The following is a 16,278-nucleotide window of genomic DNA, read 5'->3' as shown; positions in this document are numbered from 1 at the left end:
GAGTGACCAGCAGTGATCCTGAGACCGACGCCGGCCCCGGCCCCGACTTCCCGGATGCCGAGGGCCGGGGTGCCGCCGGCCCGGGAGCCAACCTCCCCGCCCTCCGTGGCCACAACGCCGCGCTTGTGCTGGGGCTGCTGCGCTCGGCGGGGGAGGAAGGGGTCAGCCGGCTGGAGCTCGCCGCGCACACCGGACTGACCCCGCAGGCCGTCAGCAAGATCACCGCACGGCTGCGGGCCGAAGGGCTGGCGGCGGAGGCCGGGCGCCGCGCCTCCACGGGCGGCAAGCCGCGCACCGTACTGCGGCTGGTCCCCGGCGCCCGGCACGCCATCGGCCTCCACCTGGACCGCGACGAGCTCACCGCCGTCCTCGCGGACCTCGCGGGCGACGCGGTCGCGGAGCGCCGCGCCCCGCTCGCCTTCGAGGCGGCCGCCGCACAGGTGCTGGCCACCGTCGAGCGGGAGGTCGCGGCGCTGCGCGCGGAGGCCGGCGGGCCCCCGGTGGTGGGCGCCGGGGTGGCCTGCCCCGGGCCGCTGGACCACACCGCCGGGGTGCTGCACCGGGTGACCGGCGCCCCCCAATGGGACGGCTTCCCGCTGCGGGACGCACTCGCCGAACGCCTCGGCCTGCCCGTGGTCCTCGACAAGGACACCAACGCGGCGGCGCTCGGCCTGGCCCAGAGGCCGCCGGACGGCGCCGGCTCGTTCGCGTATCTGCACCTGGGGACCGGGCTCGGCGCCGGACTCGTGCTCGGCGGCGGCCTCCACCGCGGGCCGCGGACCGGCGCCGGCGAATTCGGCCACCAGATCCTGCAGTTGGACGGACCGCGCTGCGGCTGCGGACAGCACGGCTGCGTGGAGGCGCTGTGCCTGGCGGCGGTGGCCCGCGGCGATCTGCCGGGCGCGGCACGGGTGCTGGGCGTGGCCGCGGCCAACCTCGTGGAACTGCTGGACATCGACCGGGTGCTGCTCGGCGGCCGCACCGTACTGGAAAACCCCGACGGGTTCCTGACCGGCGTGGCCGACGTCCTCGCCGCCCAGGCCCGCACCCGGGGCAGGACCGGAACCGCCGTGCCGGTGTCCCTGGCCGTGGGCGGGGCGCGGGCGGTGGCGGACGGGGCGGCGCAGCTGGTGCTGGCACCGCTCTTCGGCCCGGGGAATCCGGGGCTGGCGGCGCGCGGACACCGGCCGGGCGCCGGCTGACCGCGGCCGTCCCGCCAACCCGAACTGACGAAAAGTCATCTGATAAGGCGGGATTCGGCGGCTGGTCGGGTGCACACGACGCGGAGGCCCCCGGCGTCGCGCGGTGGGCGTGGCAGGGTCCTGCTCGTGCCCTGACCGCGACCCCGAGCAGCGGAGGACCGCCATGAATTCGTCCGGCGCACGCCTGCGCACCGCACGCGGCGCGCGCACCGTCCGAGCAGCCTGTGCCGTGTTCGCCGTCGGGCTGCTGTCCGGCCTGGTCGGCGGGGGTTTGACGGTCGGCAGGGCGTACGCCTCGACGGTCCGCGCGCCGGGTCCCGCCGCGGCCTGCGGGCGTCCGGACAGTCCGGAGTTCCCCATCGCCTCGCGGGTCTCCGGCGGCCCGGCCGTCTACTCCGCCGGCGGCGACTGGCAGACCTGGCGGCTGGAACTGCGCAACACCACCACCGCCGCCTGCGAGGACGTCCATCCCGTCGTCGTCCTCACGGACACGCAACGGGTGCTGCGGCCCGCGCGCATCCGCCTGGAGTTCCGCGACACGGCCGGCGGCTGGCGACCGGTCCCCTTCGAGGCCACCGACCTCGACGAACAGATCGGGGTGTTCGGCAAGGGGGACGAGAAGGGGGAGGAGAAGCGGGGCGGTGTGGGCAGGGGGCTGACCGTGCCGGGGAAAGGGACGTTGACCGTGCCGGTGCGGATGCGGTTCGAGCCGGGCACGTCGGCGGAGCGGATCACCGCCAATGTCACCACCGTCCAGCGCCGGGGCAGCGACGGCGAATGGATCGGCCAGTCCGGCGACTACCGCTTCGCCGTCCGTCCGAGCGCCTCCGCCCCGGCGACGCCCATGACCCCCATGACCCCCATGACGCCCGCGACGCCCGGACGGCCGCCCCAGCCCGGTACGTCCCCCGGTGGCCCGCAGCGCCCGCCCCGCGCTCCCGCCGAGTCGCCGGAACTCGCCGCCACCGGGCACGGTTCGCTGTTCGGGATCGGTGTGATGGTCGCGGGCCTGCTGGCCGGCGGCGTCGTACTGGTCGCCGCGGCCCGCGGCCTCCGGCGCTGACCCGGGGGCACTCACCCCGCCGGCGCCGACCCGGGGGCGTCCGCTCCGCGCCCCGCCGCAATGCGAGGATCACGCCGTGGAGTACCCGTACGGCCAGGATCCTGGCGCACCCATCAGGTCCGGCGTCCCCGAGCACGGACGCATCCCCAAGTACTACGCGGCGAAGGTCGAGATCGCCGCGCTGATCCAGGAGTTGGGCGAGGGCGAGCTGCTGCCCGCCGAACGCGACCTGGCATCGCGGTTCGAGGTCTCCCGGGAGACGCTCCGCCAGGCCCTGCGCGAACTGATCCTGGAGGGACGGCTGCGGCGGCTGGGGCGTGGCACGGTCGTCGCGGGGCCCAAGCTGGCGCAGCCGCTGTCCCTCGCCAGCTACACCGAGGGCGTACGGGACCAGGGGCGCACACCGGGCCGTCATCTCGTCGGCCTCGACCGCTTCCCCTGCCCGGCCGCGCTCGCCGGCGACCTGGGGATCGAGGCGGGCGACCCCGTATGGCACATGGAGCGGGTGCTGCTCGCCGATGACGAGCGGGTCGGGCTGGAGAGCACGTATGTGGCGGTCGAGCGGGTGCCGCGCCTGGACACCGACTTCGAGCCGGACTCGTCGTTCTACGCCTACCTCCGCCGGCGGCTCGGCATCGGCTTCGGCGACGCGGACGAGCGGCTGGAGACGGTGCTGGCCACCCCGCGCGAGGCGCTGCTGATCGGCACACCGGGCGCACTCCCGATGCTGCTGATCCACCGGCTGTCGCGGGACACGGAGGGCCGGCCGCTGGAGCGGGTGCGGTCGCTGTACCGGGGGGACCGGTTTTCGTTCACCACCCATCTGGGGACGCCGGCGGGCTGAGCCCACCGCGGGCGGCGGGTCGACTAAGCACCTCCGTACGCATCACCCCCCACCTCTAATATCACGAATAGATAACGGGTCTAGGCCAAACTTGCGGGCCTGTTCACCGATGCGTCGCCAACCGGACCGGCCCCGGCCACCCACCGCCGCGAGCGTCTGCGGCATGCGAGTCATAGTCGTCGGAGCCGGCGTGCTGGGAACCCTGCACGCCTGGCACGCCATCGAACGGGGCCACGAGGTCCTCCACTTGGAGCGGGAGGCCGAGGCGCGCGGCGCCTCGGTCCGCAACTTCGGGCAGATCTGGGTCAGCGGGCGGGCCGGGGGCGAGGAACTGGCCACCGCGCTCCGCGCCCGCGAACTGTGGGAGGACATCGGCGCCCGCGTCCCCGAACTCGGGTTCCGCGCCATCGGCTCGCTGACCCTCGTCAGGAACGCCGCCGAACGCGCCGTCGCCGAGGCCGCCACCCGCCGCCCCGACGCCGCCGCCCGCGGCTACCGGCTGCTCGACGCCGACCAGGCCCGCGCCCTCAACCCCGCCCTGCGCGGCGACTTCGCCGGCGCCCTGTGGTGCGAGCGGGACGCCGCCGTCGAGCCGCGCATCGCCCAACGAGCCCTGAAAGCAAGGCTGTCGGAGTCCGGGCGGTACACCTTCCTGGGCGGGCGCGAGGTCCGCGAAGTGGTCGGCGAACGCGCCGTACGGGACGACCACGGCGACCTCCACCACGCGGACGCCGTCGTCCTCTGCACCGGCGCCTGGCTCGGCGGCCTGGTCCGCGAGCTGGTCCCGGACCTCCCGGTGCGCCGCGTACGCCTCCAGATGATGCAGACCGACCCGCTCGGCGAGCCGCTGACCACCTCCGTCGCCGACGCCGACAGCTTCCGCTACTACCCCGCCTACGCGAGCGACGCACTCGACGCGATGGCCGCCGCACAGGCCCAGACACCGACCGCCGCCGCCCACAAGATGCAGCTGCTGATGGTCCAGCGGCTGGACGGCGGGCTGACCATCGGCGACACGCACGAATACGAGACGCCCTTCGGCTTCGACGTCGTCGAGGACCCGTACGAGCACCTCACCGGGGTCGTCGAGTCGATCCTCGGCCGGCCGCTGCCGACCGTCCGCCGCCGCTGGGCCGGGGTGTACGCGCAGTGCACCGACACCACCCGCGTCGTGCACCGACAGCGGGTCCGCGACGCGGTCTGGCTGGTCACCGGGCCCGGCGGACGCGGTATGACGTGCTCCCCGGCCATCGCCGAAACCACCGCGAACGAACTGGGATGGTGAGGGAGTTGACCAAGGACACCGGCACCAGGCTGGTCGTGCTCGACATGGCCGGTACGACCGTCGCCGACGGCGGCCTCGTCGAGCTCGCCTTCGACGCGGCCGCGCAGCGCCTCGGGGTGCGGCCGGGCGGCGCAGACCACGCCGAGATGCTCGACCACGTACGCGCCACCATGGGCGAGTCCAAGATCTCCGTCTTCCGGCAGCTCTTCGGCGACGAGGACACCGCCCGGCGTGCCAACTCCGCCTTCGAGGAGGCCTACGGGGAGCTGGTGGACGCCGGACGGATCGCGCCCGTCCCCGGGGCCCGCCAGGCGATCGAGGCACTGCGGGCGGCGGGGCTGACCGTCGTCCTGACCACCGGATTCGCCCGGGTCACCCAGGACGCGATCCTGGACGCGCTCGGCTGGCGGGACCTGGTGGAGCTGACCCTCTGCCCGGCGGACGCGGGCGGGCGCGGGCGGCCGTACCCGGACATGGTGCTGGCCGCGCTGCTGCGCACCCGCGCCGCCGATTCCGTACGGGAGATCGCGGTCGCCGGCGACACCTCGTACGACATGCTCTCCGGGCGGCGCGCGGGCGCCGGGATCGTGGCCGGGGTGCTCACCGGGGCACACGGCACACAGCAGCTGACCGACGCCGGCGCCACGCACCTCCTCGGCTCGGTCGCCGAACTTCCCGCCCTGCTCGGGATCGGGGTGGTCTGAGATGACGACGGCCACCGCGGGAAAGGGCGCGGGCATCCGGTTCGACGGCGTCCGCGTGGCGTACGGGGGGCCCGGGGGGAGCGTCGCGCTGGACTCCTTCGACCTGACCGTCGAACCGGGCGAGGTGATGGCCCTGCTCGGGCCGTCCGGCTGCGGGAAGACCACCGCGCTGCGGACGGTCGCCGGATTCGTCCGGCCGGACTCCGGGCGGGTCCTGATCGGCGGCCGCGATGTCACCGGGCTGCCGCCCCACCGGCGCGGCATCGGCATGGTCGTCCAGCAGTACGCGCTGTTCCCGCACATGAAGGTCGCCGAGAACGTCGCCTTCGGCCTCAAGGCGCACAAGACCCCACGCGGCGAGATCGCCGGACGGGTCGCCGAGGCGCTGGAGATGACCGGTATGGCCGGGTACGCCGACCGGCACCCCCGGGAGCTGTCCGGCGGGCAGCAGCAGCGGGTGGCCCTCGCGCGGGCGCTGGCCATCCGGCCCGGCGTGCTGCTGCTGGACGAGCCGCTGTCCGCCCTCGACGCCCGGCTGCGCTCCGGAATGCTCGCCGAACTCGCCCGACTGCACCACGAGTTGCCGGACGTCACCATCCTCTACGTCACCCACGACCAGGTCGAGGCGCTGACCCTGGCCGACCGGATTGCCGTCATGGACAAGGCCCGGCTGCGCGAGTGCGGCACCCCGCGGGAGCTCTACCGGCGGCCGCGCACCGAGTTCACCGCCTCGTTCGTCGGCACCGCGAACCTGCTGCCGGTGACGGTGTGCGGGGACGGGGTGCGCTTCGCCGGCCGCCCCCTGAACGTGCCGGCCGGTGAACTGGCCGACGGCGCGACCGCCACGCTGTGCGTCCGGCCGCATCTCGTCGGCCTCGGCGCGAGCCCGGGGGCGGACGGCAACACCCTGCGCGGAAAACTCACCGAGGTGCAGTGGCGCGGCTCGACCCACCGTCTGCACACGGAGGTCGACGGGCATCGGGTGATCGCGGAGGTGCCGGAGCTCCGCGAGACACCGGCGCTGGGGGACGAGCTCGCAGTCCACTTCGCCCCCGGGGACGCGGTCCTCATCCCGGCGGGGCTCACCGAGGCGGCGGGCGGTGCGCCGGATGCGTAGGGCGTGCTGGGCGCTGCCGCCGGTCGCCGCCCTCGGCCTGGTGTTCCTCTATCCGCTGGCCCTGGTGGTGTGGCAGTCCGTCAGCCCCGACGACGGCGGGACCTCCGCGAGCGGTGGCGGACCGTCCCTTGCCCCCTATGCCGCCGTCCTCGCCGAGACGTCCTTCCGGGACGCCCTCGCCAACACCGTCCTCATAGCGGCCGGTGCGACCGTCGGCGCGCTGCTCCTCGGCCTGGTCCTCGCCCTGATCATCGCCTTCGTCCCGCTCCCCGGAGGCCGGGCGCTCGGCCGTTTCGTCGACATCTTCCTCGCGTTCCCCTCCTTTCTGATCACTCTCGCCCTGCTCTTCCTCTACGGCACCGTCGGCATCGCCAACGGCCTCTGGACGGACGCGACGGGCGCCGCGAGCGGGCCGCTGGACTTTCTGCACACGCCCTGGGGTGTGCTGCTCGCCGAGGTCACCTACTTCACCCCGTTCGTGATGCGGCCGCTGCTCGCCGCCTTCTCACAAGTGGACACCGGGCAGCTGGAGGCCGCCGCGTCCCTGGGCGCGCGGCCCTGGCGGATCGTGCGGACGGTGATCCTGCCGGAGGCGCTGCCGTCGCTCGCCGCGGGCGGCTCGCTGGTGCTCGTGCTCTGCCTCAACGAATTCGGGATCGTGCTGTTCACCGGCGCCAAGGACGTCGTCACCCTGCCGATGCTCATCTACACCAAGGCCATTCTCGACGGCGACTACACCGGAGCCTGCGTCGTCGCCGTCGTCAACATCGCGCTGTCCGTGGCGCTCTACGCCCTGTACCGGACGGCCGTGTCCCGGACAGCCGTGTCCCGCACGGGAGGAGTGCCGCATCGTGCTGGTGCCTAGCAAGCCCGCCTGCCGGGCCCTCCACCTCCTCTTCCTCGTCCTCTTCCTCCCGCTCTTCGCGCTGCCCCTGCTCGTGATCGTCGCCGCGTCCTTCGCGACCGGCTGGAGCGGCGCGCTGCCCTCCGGGCCGACGCTGGCGCACTACCGGGACATCGCGCACGGCGACCCACTGCACGCGCTGATCACCAGCGTGCTCACCGCACTCGCGGCGAGCGTGGCCGCACTCACCGCCGGCACCTGGGCCGCCCTGGCCGCCCAACGCCTGGGCCCGCGCACCCGCCGTGTCGTCGGCACCCTGTTCCTGCTCCCCGTCGCCGTCCCCTCCGTCGTCGTCGGGCTCTCCCTCCTGGTGGCCTTCTCGCAGCCCCCGCTCCTGCTCAACGGCACCCCGCAGATCGTGATCATCGCCCATGCGGTGCTGGTCACCGCCTTCGCCCACCAGTCCGTGACGGCCGCGCTGGACCGCCTCGACCCGGCGTACGAGCAGAGCGCGGCCGCGCTGGGCGCCCGCCCCGGTCACGTCCTGTGGCGGGTCAAGCTCCCGCTCCTCCTGCCGTCGCTGACCGCCGCCGTGGGCCTCTGCTTCGCCCTGTCCATGGGCGAGTTGAGCGCCACGATGATGATCTATCCCCCCGACTGGGTGCCGCTGCCGGTGCAGATCTTCGCCGCCACCGACCGCGGTTCCCTCTTCGCCGGCGCGGCACTCGCGGTGGCGCTGATGGCCACCACGCTGATCGTCCTGCTCGGCATCTCCCGGATCCGCACCCGCGCCTCGTACCGCTGAGGCCCCGACTCCTCAACTCCGCTCCCCGCCAAGGAGATACGACCCGCCATGCGCACCCGCCCCCGCCCCGCATCCCGCCCCCGATCCCGTTTCCGGTCCCGCAGGCCACTCGCCGCCGGCAGCGCCGTCCTCGCCCTCGGCGCCACCCTCACCGCCTGCGGCGGCGCCTCGTCCGCCGACCCCGACGCCAAGGAGATCACCGTCTACAGCGCCGACGGCCTCAAGAGCGAGAAGGGCGACGGCTTCTACGACACGGTCTTCAAGGACTTCGAGAAGAAGACCGGCATCAAGGTCAACTACGTGGAGAGCGGCTCCGGCGCGGCCGTCCAGCGGCTGGCCCGCGAGAAGGCCAACACCAAGGCGGACGTCGTGGTGACCCTTCCCCCGTTCATCCAGCAGGCCGACGGCAAGGGCCTGCTGGACACCTACCGCCCCAAGGGCGCGGACCATGTCGCGGCCGCCGACAAGGACCCGAACGGCAAGTGGACCTCGATCGTCAACAACTACTTCTGTTTCATCCACAACAAGAAGGAGCTCAAGCAGCCGCCCAGGACCTGGGACGATCTGACCTCCGCCAGGCTCAAGGGCAAGCTCCAGTACTCCACCCCCGGCGTCGCCGGCGACGGCACCGCCGTACTCATCAAGGCCATGCACGACTTCGGCGGCCAGGCCCCGGCCATGAACTTCCTCAAGAGGCTCCAGGACAACAACGTCGGCCCGTCCTCCTCCACCGGCCAGCTCGCGCCCAAGACCGACAAGGGCGAACTGCTGGTGGCCAACGGCGACGTCCAGATGAACTACGCCAACATCACGTCCATGCCCAACCAGGGCATCTTCTTCCCGGCGGCCAAGCCCGGCGGCAAACCCTCCACCTTCGCCCTGCCCTACGCCGCGGGCCTGGTCAAGAACGCCCCGCACGCCGCCAACGCCAGGAAGTTCCTGGACTACCTCCTCTCCGAGCCGGTCCAGCGCCAGGTCTCCTCGGTCGGCGGCGGCTTCGCGTCCCGCGCGGACATCAAGGCCACCGACAAGAACGCCGCCGCCCTGGCCAAGATCATGAACGGTGTGGAGATCTTCGAGCCGGACTGGAACGACATCGACAAGAACCTGGACACCTACGTCGAGGCATGGAAAACGGCCACGGGGAGCTGACCGCTACCGGCGATCGATGACAACGGACTGATCCGGCAGGGGCGGGTCCGGTGCGCCCTGACTTAGGGTGGGGGCGTCGGCCGTACGTACGAGACGTGGGTCACTCGAGTGACCCACGTCTGCGTGTGGAGACGGCCGCGATCCCGGTCAAAACGCACGGCAGGAGTCCGGCAGTGGCAGAGCGCAAGCCGATCGAGTCATGGCTCACCGATATGGACGGCGTGCTGATGCACGAGGGCATTCCGGTTCCCGGGGCGGACGCTTTCATCAAGCGGTTGCGCGAGTCCGGCAAGCCCTTTCTCGTACTGACCAACAACTCCATCTACACCCCGCGTGACCTGCACGCCCGGCTGAACCGCATCGGGCTGGACGTGCCCTGGGAATCGATCTGGACCTCCGCGCTGGCCACCGCCCAGTTCCTGGACGACCAGCGGCCCGGCGGCACCGCGTACTGCATCGGGGAGGCCGGGCTGACCACCGCCCTGCACGACATCGGCTATGTGCTGACCGACCACGCGCCCGACTACGTCGTCCTGGGCGAGACCCGGACCTACTCGTTCGAGGCACTCACGAAGGCCATCCGGCTGATCAACGACGGCGCCCGGTTCATCGCCACCAACCCCGACGAGACGGGTCCTTCGGCGGAGGGCGCACTGCCCGCCACCGGGTCGGTGGCCGCGCTGATCACCAAGGCGACCGGCGTCGAGCCGTACTTCGTCGGCAAGCCCAACCCGCTGATGATGCGGGCCGGTCTGAACGCCATCGGCGCCCACTCAGAGACCTCCGCGATGATCGGCGACCGGATGGACACCGACGTGCTCGCCGGGCTGGAGGCGGGTATGGAGACCTTCCTCGTGCTCACCGGACTGACCCGGCCCGAGGAGATCGAGCGGCACCCGTTCCGGCCCTCCCGGGTCGTCGACTCCATCGCCGACCTGGTCGACCTGGTCTGACCCTTCAGGACCCGCGGACAGGCCCTAGCCTGAACGGCGCAGCGGCGGCCCGCAGCGGATGCGGGTGGGTTCGTGTGGGCGGACCTTCGAGGTATTCGGAGGTTCACCATGCGCTCACCGCAACTCATCCCGGGCGCCGCCGCCGCGGCCTGCGCGGAGACGGCGGCGGCGCCCGCGTACGCCGCCGGGCACGGCGACGAGCTGAGCAGCACCTCGGCGGTCGGCCTGGTGCTGGCCGGCGGTGCGGTCCTCGTCGTCGCGGGGCAGTTGCTGCGGCTGCGCCTGCGGATCCGGCGCGAGCGGCAGGGGGGTGGCGATGAGAGCTGAGGGGGACGAGGGGGAAGCAGGGAGGACGGGCGGGCCGGGGCGGCGCCATGGGCAGCTGCTGATCGGTGTGGCCTGGGCGGCGCTGCTGCTCGGCCTGTGGCTGTGGGGGCGCGGCATGACGGGCGGAACGGACCTGGGCGCGGCGCGGGTTCCCACCACTGGTGATGTCGCGGCGGTCGGACGGCCACCGGAGCAGGCGCCACAGTCACCGGAAGAAGCCTCACCGGAGCAGGCCCCCACGGTCCGGACGCTCCCGTCCGCCCGCGCCGGGAAGGCGTCCCCGTACGCGCACCACGCCCCCCTGGGCCTGGTGTCCCCGCGCGCTCATCACGCGCTGGCCGCTTCCGGCGCCGTCAAGCCCGGCCGGATCACCATCGGCGTCCTCGGGGTGGATGCCGCCATCGTCGAACGCGGCCACCACGGGAGCGGCGGGGCGTCCCTGTCGCCGCCCCGCTCACCGGACCTCGTCGGCTGGTACGCGGACGGTCCGCAACCGGGCGCGGAGGGCGTGGCGGTGCTCGTCGGCCGGGTCGGCGGCGATGCCCGGCGGGCCGTCTTCCACGGCCTGGGCGGCGTCCGTCCGGGGGACCGGGTGGACGTACGGCGCACGGACGGCAGCACCGCCCAGTTCACCGTCGAGGACGTCCGGCGCTACGACCGCGAGCACCTCGACGTACAGCGGGTCCACGACGCGCGTCAGCCCGGCCGGTCCGAACTCAGGCTGGTCGGCCGCGGCGGCGGCGCCGACCCCGCACGGCGCGCGGGCACCACGAAGGTGAAGGTGGTGGTCTCGGCGTATCTGACGGGCTTCCAGGGGGCGCACGCCGACAACGCCGCCGACGGTTGAACGGCCGTATGCCAGGATGGATGGCGGCCGGTGGCGCCTGCCGGCCGTGTTCCGTGCTCCGAGGGGGGAGTGGATGTACGGCAGTCTTCGGGGGGCCGTCCGACCGAACCTATCGACCAGGCTCGGCGCGATATCCGCGCTGGGCGTACTGCTGCTCGCCGGCTGCTCGTCGGACGGCGGCGAGGACGAGGCCGGCGTCCCGTCGAAACCGTCCCAGCGTCCCAAGTCCGTCGCGCCCTTCTGGGTCAATCCGGACGGCAACGCCGCCCGCCAGGTCAGCACCTACGGCAAGGGGGGCAAGGCCGCCGACGCCCGGCTCGTCCACAAGATCGCGGAGCAGCCGGTCGCCGAGTGGATCGGGGTCGACGACCCCGAGGGGGAGGCGCGCGGCTTCACCGAGGCGGCCGCCAAGGCCGACCGCGCGGCCCTGCTCGTCCTCTACAACATCCCGCACCGCGACTGCGGCAAGTACTCCCAGGGCGGCGCCTCCGACGGCAACGCCTACCGTGCCTGGCTGGACGGTGTGCTCAAGGGCATCGGCGACCGCGAGACCACCGTCGTCCTGGAGCCCGACGCGCTGCCGCACATCGAGGACAAGTGCACCCCGCAGCAGTTCCACGAGGAGCGGTACGCGCTGCTGACGGAGGCGGTCGGCAAGCTCAAGGGGCTGGCGCACACCAAGGTCTATCTGGACGCCGGCAATCCGCACTGGATCAAGGATCCGGGCCGGATGGTGGAACCACTCAAGCGGGCCGGTATCGACCGGGCCGACGGCTTCGCGCTGAACATCTCCAACTACCAGACCACCCGGGAGAACACGGAGTACGGCAAGCGGCTGTCCGCGATGGTCGGCGGCAAGCACTTCGTCATCGACACCAGCCGCAACGGCAACGGCCCGGCCCCCGGCGGCGACGACCCGGAGAACTGGTGCAACCCGCGCGGCCGGGCGCTGGGCACACCGCCCACCGTCAAGACCGGCGATCCCCAGGTGGACGCCTATCTGTGGATAAAGCGGCCGGGAGAGTCGGACGGCAGCTGCAAGGGCGGGCCCAAGGCCGGTGCCTGGTGGCCGGATTACGCGCTGGAGCTGGCCCGCAACGCCAAGAAGTAGCGCCGGCGGGCAAGCAGGCCACCAGCCTTCCGGTGATGAGCGAGGGGGCGCCCCGGGCCACGGGGCGCCCCCTCACTCATTCCTGCGTACCGTCCGTCAGCCCGCGTCCTTCGCGGCCGGCACCTTCACCCACACCGCCTTCGACGGCGTTCCCTTGCCGTCCACCGCGTTCACCATGTACCAGCCGGGCGGCACCAGCGACGGGTCGTCCGGCAGCGTGACCGTCACCCCGTCCTCGGTCGTCGTGAAGTCCAGCGCGATGGACCGCTGTTCGATGTTGGTGACATGGGTGAACGAGCCCGGTCGCAGCAGCCGCATCTTCTTGATCGACGAGGCCTGCGGGGAGCGGTAGGTCGCCTTGCCGCCCAGGGCGACCGTCTTCGGGCCGCTGTCCGTCAGCTCGGGCCGCGAGTCCCGGAAGAGATACGGCGGGGTGTAGATGTCGATCTGCTGCTGGAAGACACCGGGCTTGGTGTTGTCCTTGTCGGCGTAGAGCGAGTCGGAGCCGAAGGTCATCACCCGGCCGTCCGGGAGCAGCAGCGCCCCCGAGTGGTAGTTGCGGCCGACGAGCGGGTCGGCCACCGCCCGCGAGGTGTTGGCCTTCGGGTCGTACAGCTCCGCCTTGAGGATGTTGGAGTCGCTGCGCCCCCGGTAGTCGCCCGAGCCGTTGGTGGTCAGCACGGTGTCGTCCGGCATGATCACGCTGCTCGGGTAGCGGGCCTTCGCGTACAGCGGCGGCCCGTCCTTGAAGCGCGGGTTGGGGGCGTGCAGATCCACGATCCGGGTCTTGTCCGTGGACTTCGGGTCCTCGCCGACCCCGCCGCCGCCGAGCACCATGTAACGCTGTTCCTGGGCGGGCGGCAGCAGCACCGACATCGAGGTTTCGAGGATCTTCGGGTCGCTCATCCCGGGCACGGTCTGGAACGCGTTGGACTTCAGGTCCCAGATGCCGGGCGTGCGGCCGATGTTGTCCGGGCCGTAGCCGGCGTTGGAGCCGGTGTAGAAGATCCGGCCCTGGTCGGTGAGGAACAGCGCCGGGTAGGTCGGGAAGAAGCGCTGCTTGGGCAGGTAGGTCCACTTCTTCGTCTTCGGGTCGTAGACCTCCTGCTTGCCGGGGACGACCTGCCCGATCTCGTCCAGCCCGGAGACGGAGAGCACCTTGCCGTCCTGGAGGGTGGTCAGGGTCGGATACCAGCGGGCCTCGTTCATCGGGTCGACGCGGAGGTAACGCTCGGCGACCGGGTCGAACTCGAACGCGTCCTTGATCCCCTGGAAGTCCTTCTTGTCGAAGGACAGCTTCTGCGCGATGCCGTAGAAGTTACGGGCGTCCGCGCCGGACAGGCCCTGGATGCGGTAGTTGTCCTGGGAGCCCGTGGAGTACTGGCGGCCTTCCTTGAGCGCCTCGACATAGACCCGGGCCTCGCTGTGCGTCACGGTGACCTTGCCGGTCACCGGGTCCTTGGTCTTCTTGGCGCGCGGCACCACGACCGGGTCCTTGGAGGTGAACGTCCTGCCGTTGCCCTTGCCGGTGAAGAGCGTGCCGGCCGGGAACGTCCGGGGCCCGTCCGGATTCTCGTTGTAGATGATCATGAGGCCGCCGGCCTTCTTCACATCGCCGTCCAGCTTCTCGTACCGCTGGGTGCCGCCGGCCACCAGGAGCTTGCCGTCCGGGAGCTGGGTGTGCCCGGAGCAGAAGAGGTCCTTGGGGGTGTCGATGTTCTTGAAGGTGTTCTTCGCCGGGTCCCACAGGACCGTACGGAACGACTTGGCCTTGAAGTTGGCGGCGTTGTTGCCCGAACCGGCGACCAGCAGCACCTTGCCGGTGTGCAGCAGGGCGGCGTGGATGGTGTTGATGCGGTACTTGTCCGGGACGTCGACGACGTCCCAGTGGCCGTTCGCCGCCTTGTACTCGGGCTTGTTGATCTCGTACTGGTGGTACTGCTCCGAGGCGAAGTCGTAGAGCGCGGGGCCGTTCATCCCGGCCAGTGCGAGCACCACCGCCGTCGCTATCGCCACTCTGCGCGTGCGACGGCTCGGACGGTACTTCATGTCTGACGTCCCCCAAGGGCGATCTGTGCGGTCTGTTCGGTGGTGGCCGGGTCAGTGGCCATGGTGGCGGTGGCCGTGGTGGCGGCCGTGGTCGTGGCGGCCGCGGGCGTGGTGGCGGCCGTGGTCGCCGGCTTCCGCTTCTCCCGGCGTACGGACAGCCGCCAGGCCACGATCGGCGCGGCGGTGATCAGCATTGCCAGCGAGGCCCAGGTGATCATCGCCGGGTGGCTGTGGCCGAGGACGAACGACGACGCCAGCGAGCCGCCGAAGATCAGCAGGAAGAAGAGATGCACCCGGAACGTTCCGAAGAGCGTGTCCGGGCTGGAGGAATCGCCCTTCGGCGTCACCACGAACTTGCTCTTGCGGCGCAGTGCGGCGTCGAACAGCGAGCGGGCGTAGATCGGCGCGGAAAGCGCGGACATCACCATGCCGGCGACCCCGCCGGAGCCCTCCGGCTCATGCGGCGAGACATTGTGTCGCCGGTTCCAGATGTACAGCCCGATCTGCAGCGCCGAGGCATTGCCGTACAGCATCATCCACACCGACGGATCGATCTGCACACCCGAGGCGCCCAGACCCAGGAACAGCGCACAACTGAGCGCCGCCAGAATCCAGTTCAGCGCCGACATCGGGTAGAAGATCACCATCATGGTGTAGTTGAAGAGCCGGCCGGGCGGCAGCGTGAACGGTGCCTTCCAGAACTGCTTGAGGATCGTCTCGTACGTCCCGCGCGACCAGCGCAGCTGCTGGGTGAAGAAGTCCGTCCAGGCCGTCGGGCCCTCGCCGACGGCGAGCACGTCCGGCGTGTAGACCGACTTCCATTTTTTCCCGGTCGCCGGATTGCGGTGCCGGTGCATTTCGAAACCGGTCGCCATGTCCTCGGTGATCGAGTCGTAGAGCCCGCCGATCTGCTTCAGTGCGCTGATGCGTACGGCATTGGACGTGCCGACGAACATCGGCGCGCCATAGCGGTTCCCGGCCCGCTGGATCAGCGCGTGGAAGAGGAACTGCTGGGATTCGGCGGCCTTGGTGACGAAGGTGTCGTAATTCCCGTAGACCTGCGGGCCGATCACGAATCCGACATTCGGGTCGCGGAAGAACCCCAGCATCCGCTCCAGGTAATTCGGCAGCGGCACATGGTCGGTGTCGACGGAGGCGAAGTAGTCGTAGGAATCGCCGTGCGCCGCGAGCCATGCGTTGTAATTGCCGTGCTTGGTCTTGGCGCGGTGCGGGCCCTTGGCCTGATTCCACTCCGGCACGCCCTTGCGGGTGAAGTGGTGCACGCCGAGCCGCCGGCAGACCTCCTTGACCTCGGGGTCGTCGCCCTCGTCCAGCAGCCAGACGTGCAGCAGGCCGCGGTGGCGCACCTTGACCGCCGCCTCCAGCGTCTTCGTCACCATGTCGAGCGGTTCTTTGCCGGGCACGAAGGAGGTGAGGAAGGCGACGCGGGTGCCGTGCTCCGGGACGACCGGTACGGGGTCGCGGGCGACCAGGGTGGCATGCGCGTTGGACAGAACGTTCATGCACCGGAAGAACTCGATCAGGCCGATCGAGATGAGCATGACGACATCCAGCACCGGCAGGAACTCGTACGCGGGGTAGTCGCGTTGAGTCCAGTGGGCGGGCTGCATCAGCCAGGCGAGCAGGCCCAGCGAGACCAGCGGCGCGGCGCCGAGCAGCAGGGCGGCCCGGATGCGGTGCGGCTCGTCGGCCAGCAGGGAGCGGTAGCGGACCTTGTAGGGCTTGTCTGGGTCGCTGGTGTCTGGCTGGGTGAGCGGCCCGGCGAGCCGGCTGTAGTGCTCGTAGTCGTAGCGCGGCAGCGGCTTTCGCTGGACGCGCCGCTGCCAGTGCTGACGTGGCACGCGCAGGCGTGTCGTCATGGTCGCGGACGCGTCGTACGAATGCTGCTGGCGGGCGCCGTCAGGCGGCGACGTCATGAGTCCATCCCCCCGCACGCACACTGGCTGCGTGCCCT

The 16,278-nt window shown here is 71.7% G+C and carries 14 protein-coding genes and 1 pseudogene; 13 read left to right on the top strand and 2 right to left on the bottom strand.

All coding sequences use genetic code 11. The annotated features are described in order from the left end of the window. The first annotated feature begins 2 nt into the window (after window positions 1–2). The 13 genes from FCH28_RS12030 (at window position 3) to FCH28_RS11970 (ending at window position 12,254) form a co-directional block, all read left to right on the top strand. The gene (locus FCH28_RS12030) at window positions 3–1,202 is read left to right on the top strand and encodes an ROK family transcriptional regulator (protein WP_136739796.1); all 1,200 of its coding nucleotides are present in this window, start codon (window positions 3–5) and stop codon (window positions 1,200–1,202) included. Window positions 1,203–1,365: 163 nt separating this feature from the next. Further along, window positions 1,366–2,265, top strand: a complete 900-nt coding sequence (locus FCH28_RS12025; RefSeq protein ID WP_136739795.1) for a hypothetical protein — start codon at window positions 1,366–1,368, stop codon at window positions 2,263–2,265. Between the two features lie 76 nt (window positions 2,266–2,341). Further along, window positions 2,342–3,109: a GntR family transcriptional regulator gene (locus FCH28_RS12020; RefSeq protein ID WP_136739794.1), complete on the top strand. Its 768-nt coding sequence runs from the start codon at window positions 2,342–2,344 to the stop codon at window positions 3,107–3,109. A gap of 163 nt (window positions 3,110–3,272) precedes the next feature. Continuing rightward, window positions 3,273–4,394, top strand: coding sequence for a TIGR03364 family FAD-dependent oxidoreductase (locus FCH28_RS12015; protein WP_136739793.1), 1,122 nt, complete (start codon window positions 3,273–3,275; stop codon window positions 4,392–4,394). A 5-nt stretch (window positions 4,395–4,399) separates the two neighbouring features. After that, window positions 4,400–5,098, top strand: a complete 699-nt coding sequence (locus FCH28_RS12010) for a phosphonatase-like hydrolase (protein WP_281289687.1) — start codon at window positions 4,400–4,402, stop codon at window positions 5,096–5,098. A 1-nt stretch (window position 5,099) separates the two neighbouring features. Continuing rightward, a complete protein-coding gene (locus tag FCH28_RS12005; RefSeq protein ID WP_136739791.1) occupies window positions 5,100–6,215 on the top strand; it encodes an ABC transporter ATP-binding protein in 1,116 nt (371 codons plus the stop codon). Continuing rightward, window positions 6,208–7,080, top strand: coding sequence for a 2-aminoethylphosphonate ABC transporter permease subunit (locus FCH28_RS12000; protein ID WP_136739790.1), 873 nt, complete (start codon window positions 6,208–6,210; stop codon window positions 7,078–7,080). Before FCH28_RS12005 ends, FCH28_RS12000 begins: the two co-directional genes overlap by 8 nt. After that, complete coding sequence (locus FCH28_RS11995; RefSeq protein WP_136739789.1) at window positions 7,067–7,864, top strand: ABC transporter permease; 798 nt, start codon at window positions 7,067–7,069, stop codon at window positions 7,862–7,864. Before FCH28_RS12000 ends, FCH28_RS11995 begins: the two co-directional genes overlap by 14 nt. 48 nt (window positions 7,865–7,912) lie before the next feature. Beyond that, window positions 7,913–9,016 (top strand): 2-aminoethylphosphonate ABC transporter substrate-binding protein, encoded by a 1,104-nt coding sequence (locus FCH28_RS11990; protein ID WP_136739788.1) that lies wholly within the window; start codon window positions 7,913–7,915, stop codon window positions 9,014–9,016. A gap of 173 nt (window positions 9,017–9,189) precedes the next feature. Next, the gene (locus FCH28_RS11985) at window positions 9,190–9,969 is read left to right on the top strand and encodes an HAD-IIA family hydrolase (RefSeq protein WP_136739787.1); all 780 of its coding nucleotides are present in this window, start codon (window positions 9,190–9,192) and stop codon (window positions 9,967–9,969) included. Window positions 9,970–10,077: 108 nt separating this feature from the next. After that, window positions 10,078–10,296, top strand: coding sequence for a hypothetical protein (locus tag FCH28_RS11980; RefSeq protein ID WP_136739786.1), 219 nt, complete (start codon window positions 10,078–10,080; stop codon window positions 10,294–10,296). After that, window positions 10,286–11,143: a sortase domain-containing protein gene (locus tag FCH28_RS11975; protein WP_136739785.1), complete on the top strand. Its 858-nt coding sequence runs from the start codon at window positions 10,286–10,288 to the stop codon at window positions 11,141–11,143. The genes FCH28_RS11980 and FCH28_RS11975 overlap by 11 nt, the downstream gene beginning before the upstream one ends. Window positions 11,144–11,216: 73 nt before the next feature. Further along, window positions 11,217–12,254 carry a glycoside hydrolase family 6 protein gene (locus FCH28_RS11970; protein WP_136739784.1) on the top strand — a complete coding sequence of 346 codons (1,038 nt, stop codon included), beginning with the start codon at window positions 11,217–11,219 and terminating at the stop codon, window positions 12,252–12,254. 96 nt (window positions 12,255–12,350) lie between these two features. Here FCH28_RS11970 and glxA read toward each other — a convergent pair whose 3' ends face one another. Together glxA and FCH28_RS11960 are read right to left on the bottom strand one after the other, a co-directional pair. Then, window positions 12,351–14,303, bottom strand: coding sequence for a radical copper oxidase GlxA (glxA, locus tag FCH28_RS11965; protein ID WP_136739783.1), 1,953 nt, complete (start codon window positions 14,301–14,303; stop codon window positions 12,351–12,353). Further along, window positions 14,300–16,240: pseudogene (locus FCH28_RS11960) on the bottom strand (glycosyltransferase family 2 protein). Before FCH28_RS11960 ends, glxA begins: the two are co-directional and overlap by 4 nt. Between the last annotated feature and the right edge of the window lie 38 nt (window positions 16,241–16,278).

Source organism: Streptomyces piniterrae, from assembly GCF_005048155.1.
Taxonomy (GTDB): domain Bacteria; phylum Actinomycetota; class Actinomycetes; order Streptomycetales; family Streptomycetaceae; genus Streptomyces; species Streptomyces piniterrae.
Note: the sequence above shows the minus strand (reverse complement) of the source record. Positions and strands in the feature narration are given on the sequence as shown.

What these genes read in the sequence shown, in the direction of transcription:
- FCH28_RS12025 (WP_136739795.1), top strand. Translation starts at nt 1,366, where the DNA reads ATGAATTCGTCCGGCGCACGCCTGCGCACCGCACGCGGCGCGCGCACC.
- FCH28_RS12015 (WP_136739793.1), top strand. Translation starts at nt 3,273, where the DNA reads ATGCGAGTCATAGTCGTCGGAGCCGGCGTGCTGGGAACCCTGCACGCC.
- FCH28_RS12005 (WP_136739791.1), top strand. Translation starts at nt 5,100, where the DNA reads ATGACGACGGCCACCGCGGGAAAGGGCGCGGGCATCCGGTTCGACGGC.
- FCH28_RS12000 (WP_136739790.1), top strand. Translation starts at nt 6,208, where the DNA reads ATGCGTAGGGCGTGCTGGGCGCTGCCGCCGGTCGCCGCCCTCGGCCTG.
- FCH28_RS11990 (WP_136739788.1), top strand. Translation starts at nt 7,913, where the DNA reads ATGCGCACCCGCCCCCGCCCCGCATCCCGCCCCCGATCCCGTTTCCGG.
- FCH28_RS11980 (WP_136739786.1), top strand. Translation starts at nt 10,078, where the DNA reads ATGCGCTCACCGCAACTCATCCCGGGCGCCGCCGCCGCGGCCTGCGCG.
- FCH28_RS11975 (WP_136739785.1), top strand. Translation starts at nt 10,286, where the DNA reads ATGAGAGCTGAGGGGGACGAGGGGGAAGCAGGGAGGACGGGCGGGCCG.
- FCH28_RS11970 (WP_136739784.1), top strand. Translation starts at nt 11,217, where the DNA reads ATGTACGGCAGTCTTCGGGGGGCCGTCCGACCGAACCTATCGACCAGG.
- glxA (WP_136739783.1), bottom strand. Translation starts at nt 14,303, where the DNA reads ATGAAGTACCGTCCGAGCCGTCGCACGCGCAGAGTGGCGATAGCGACG.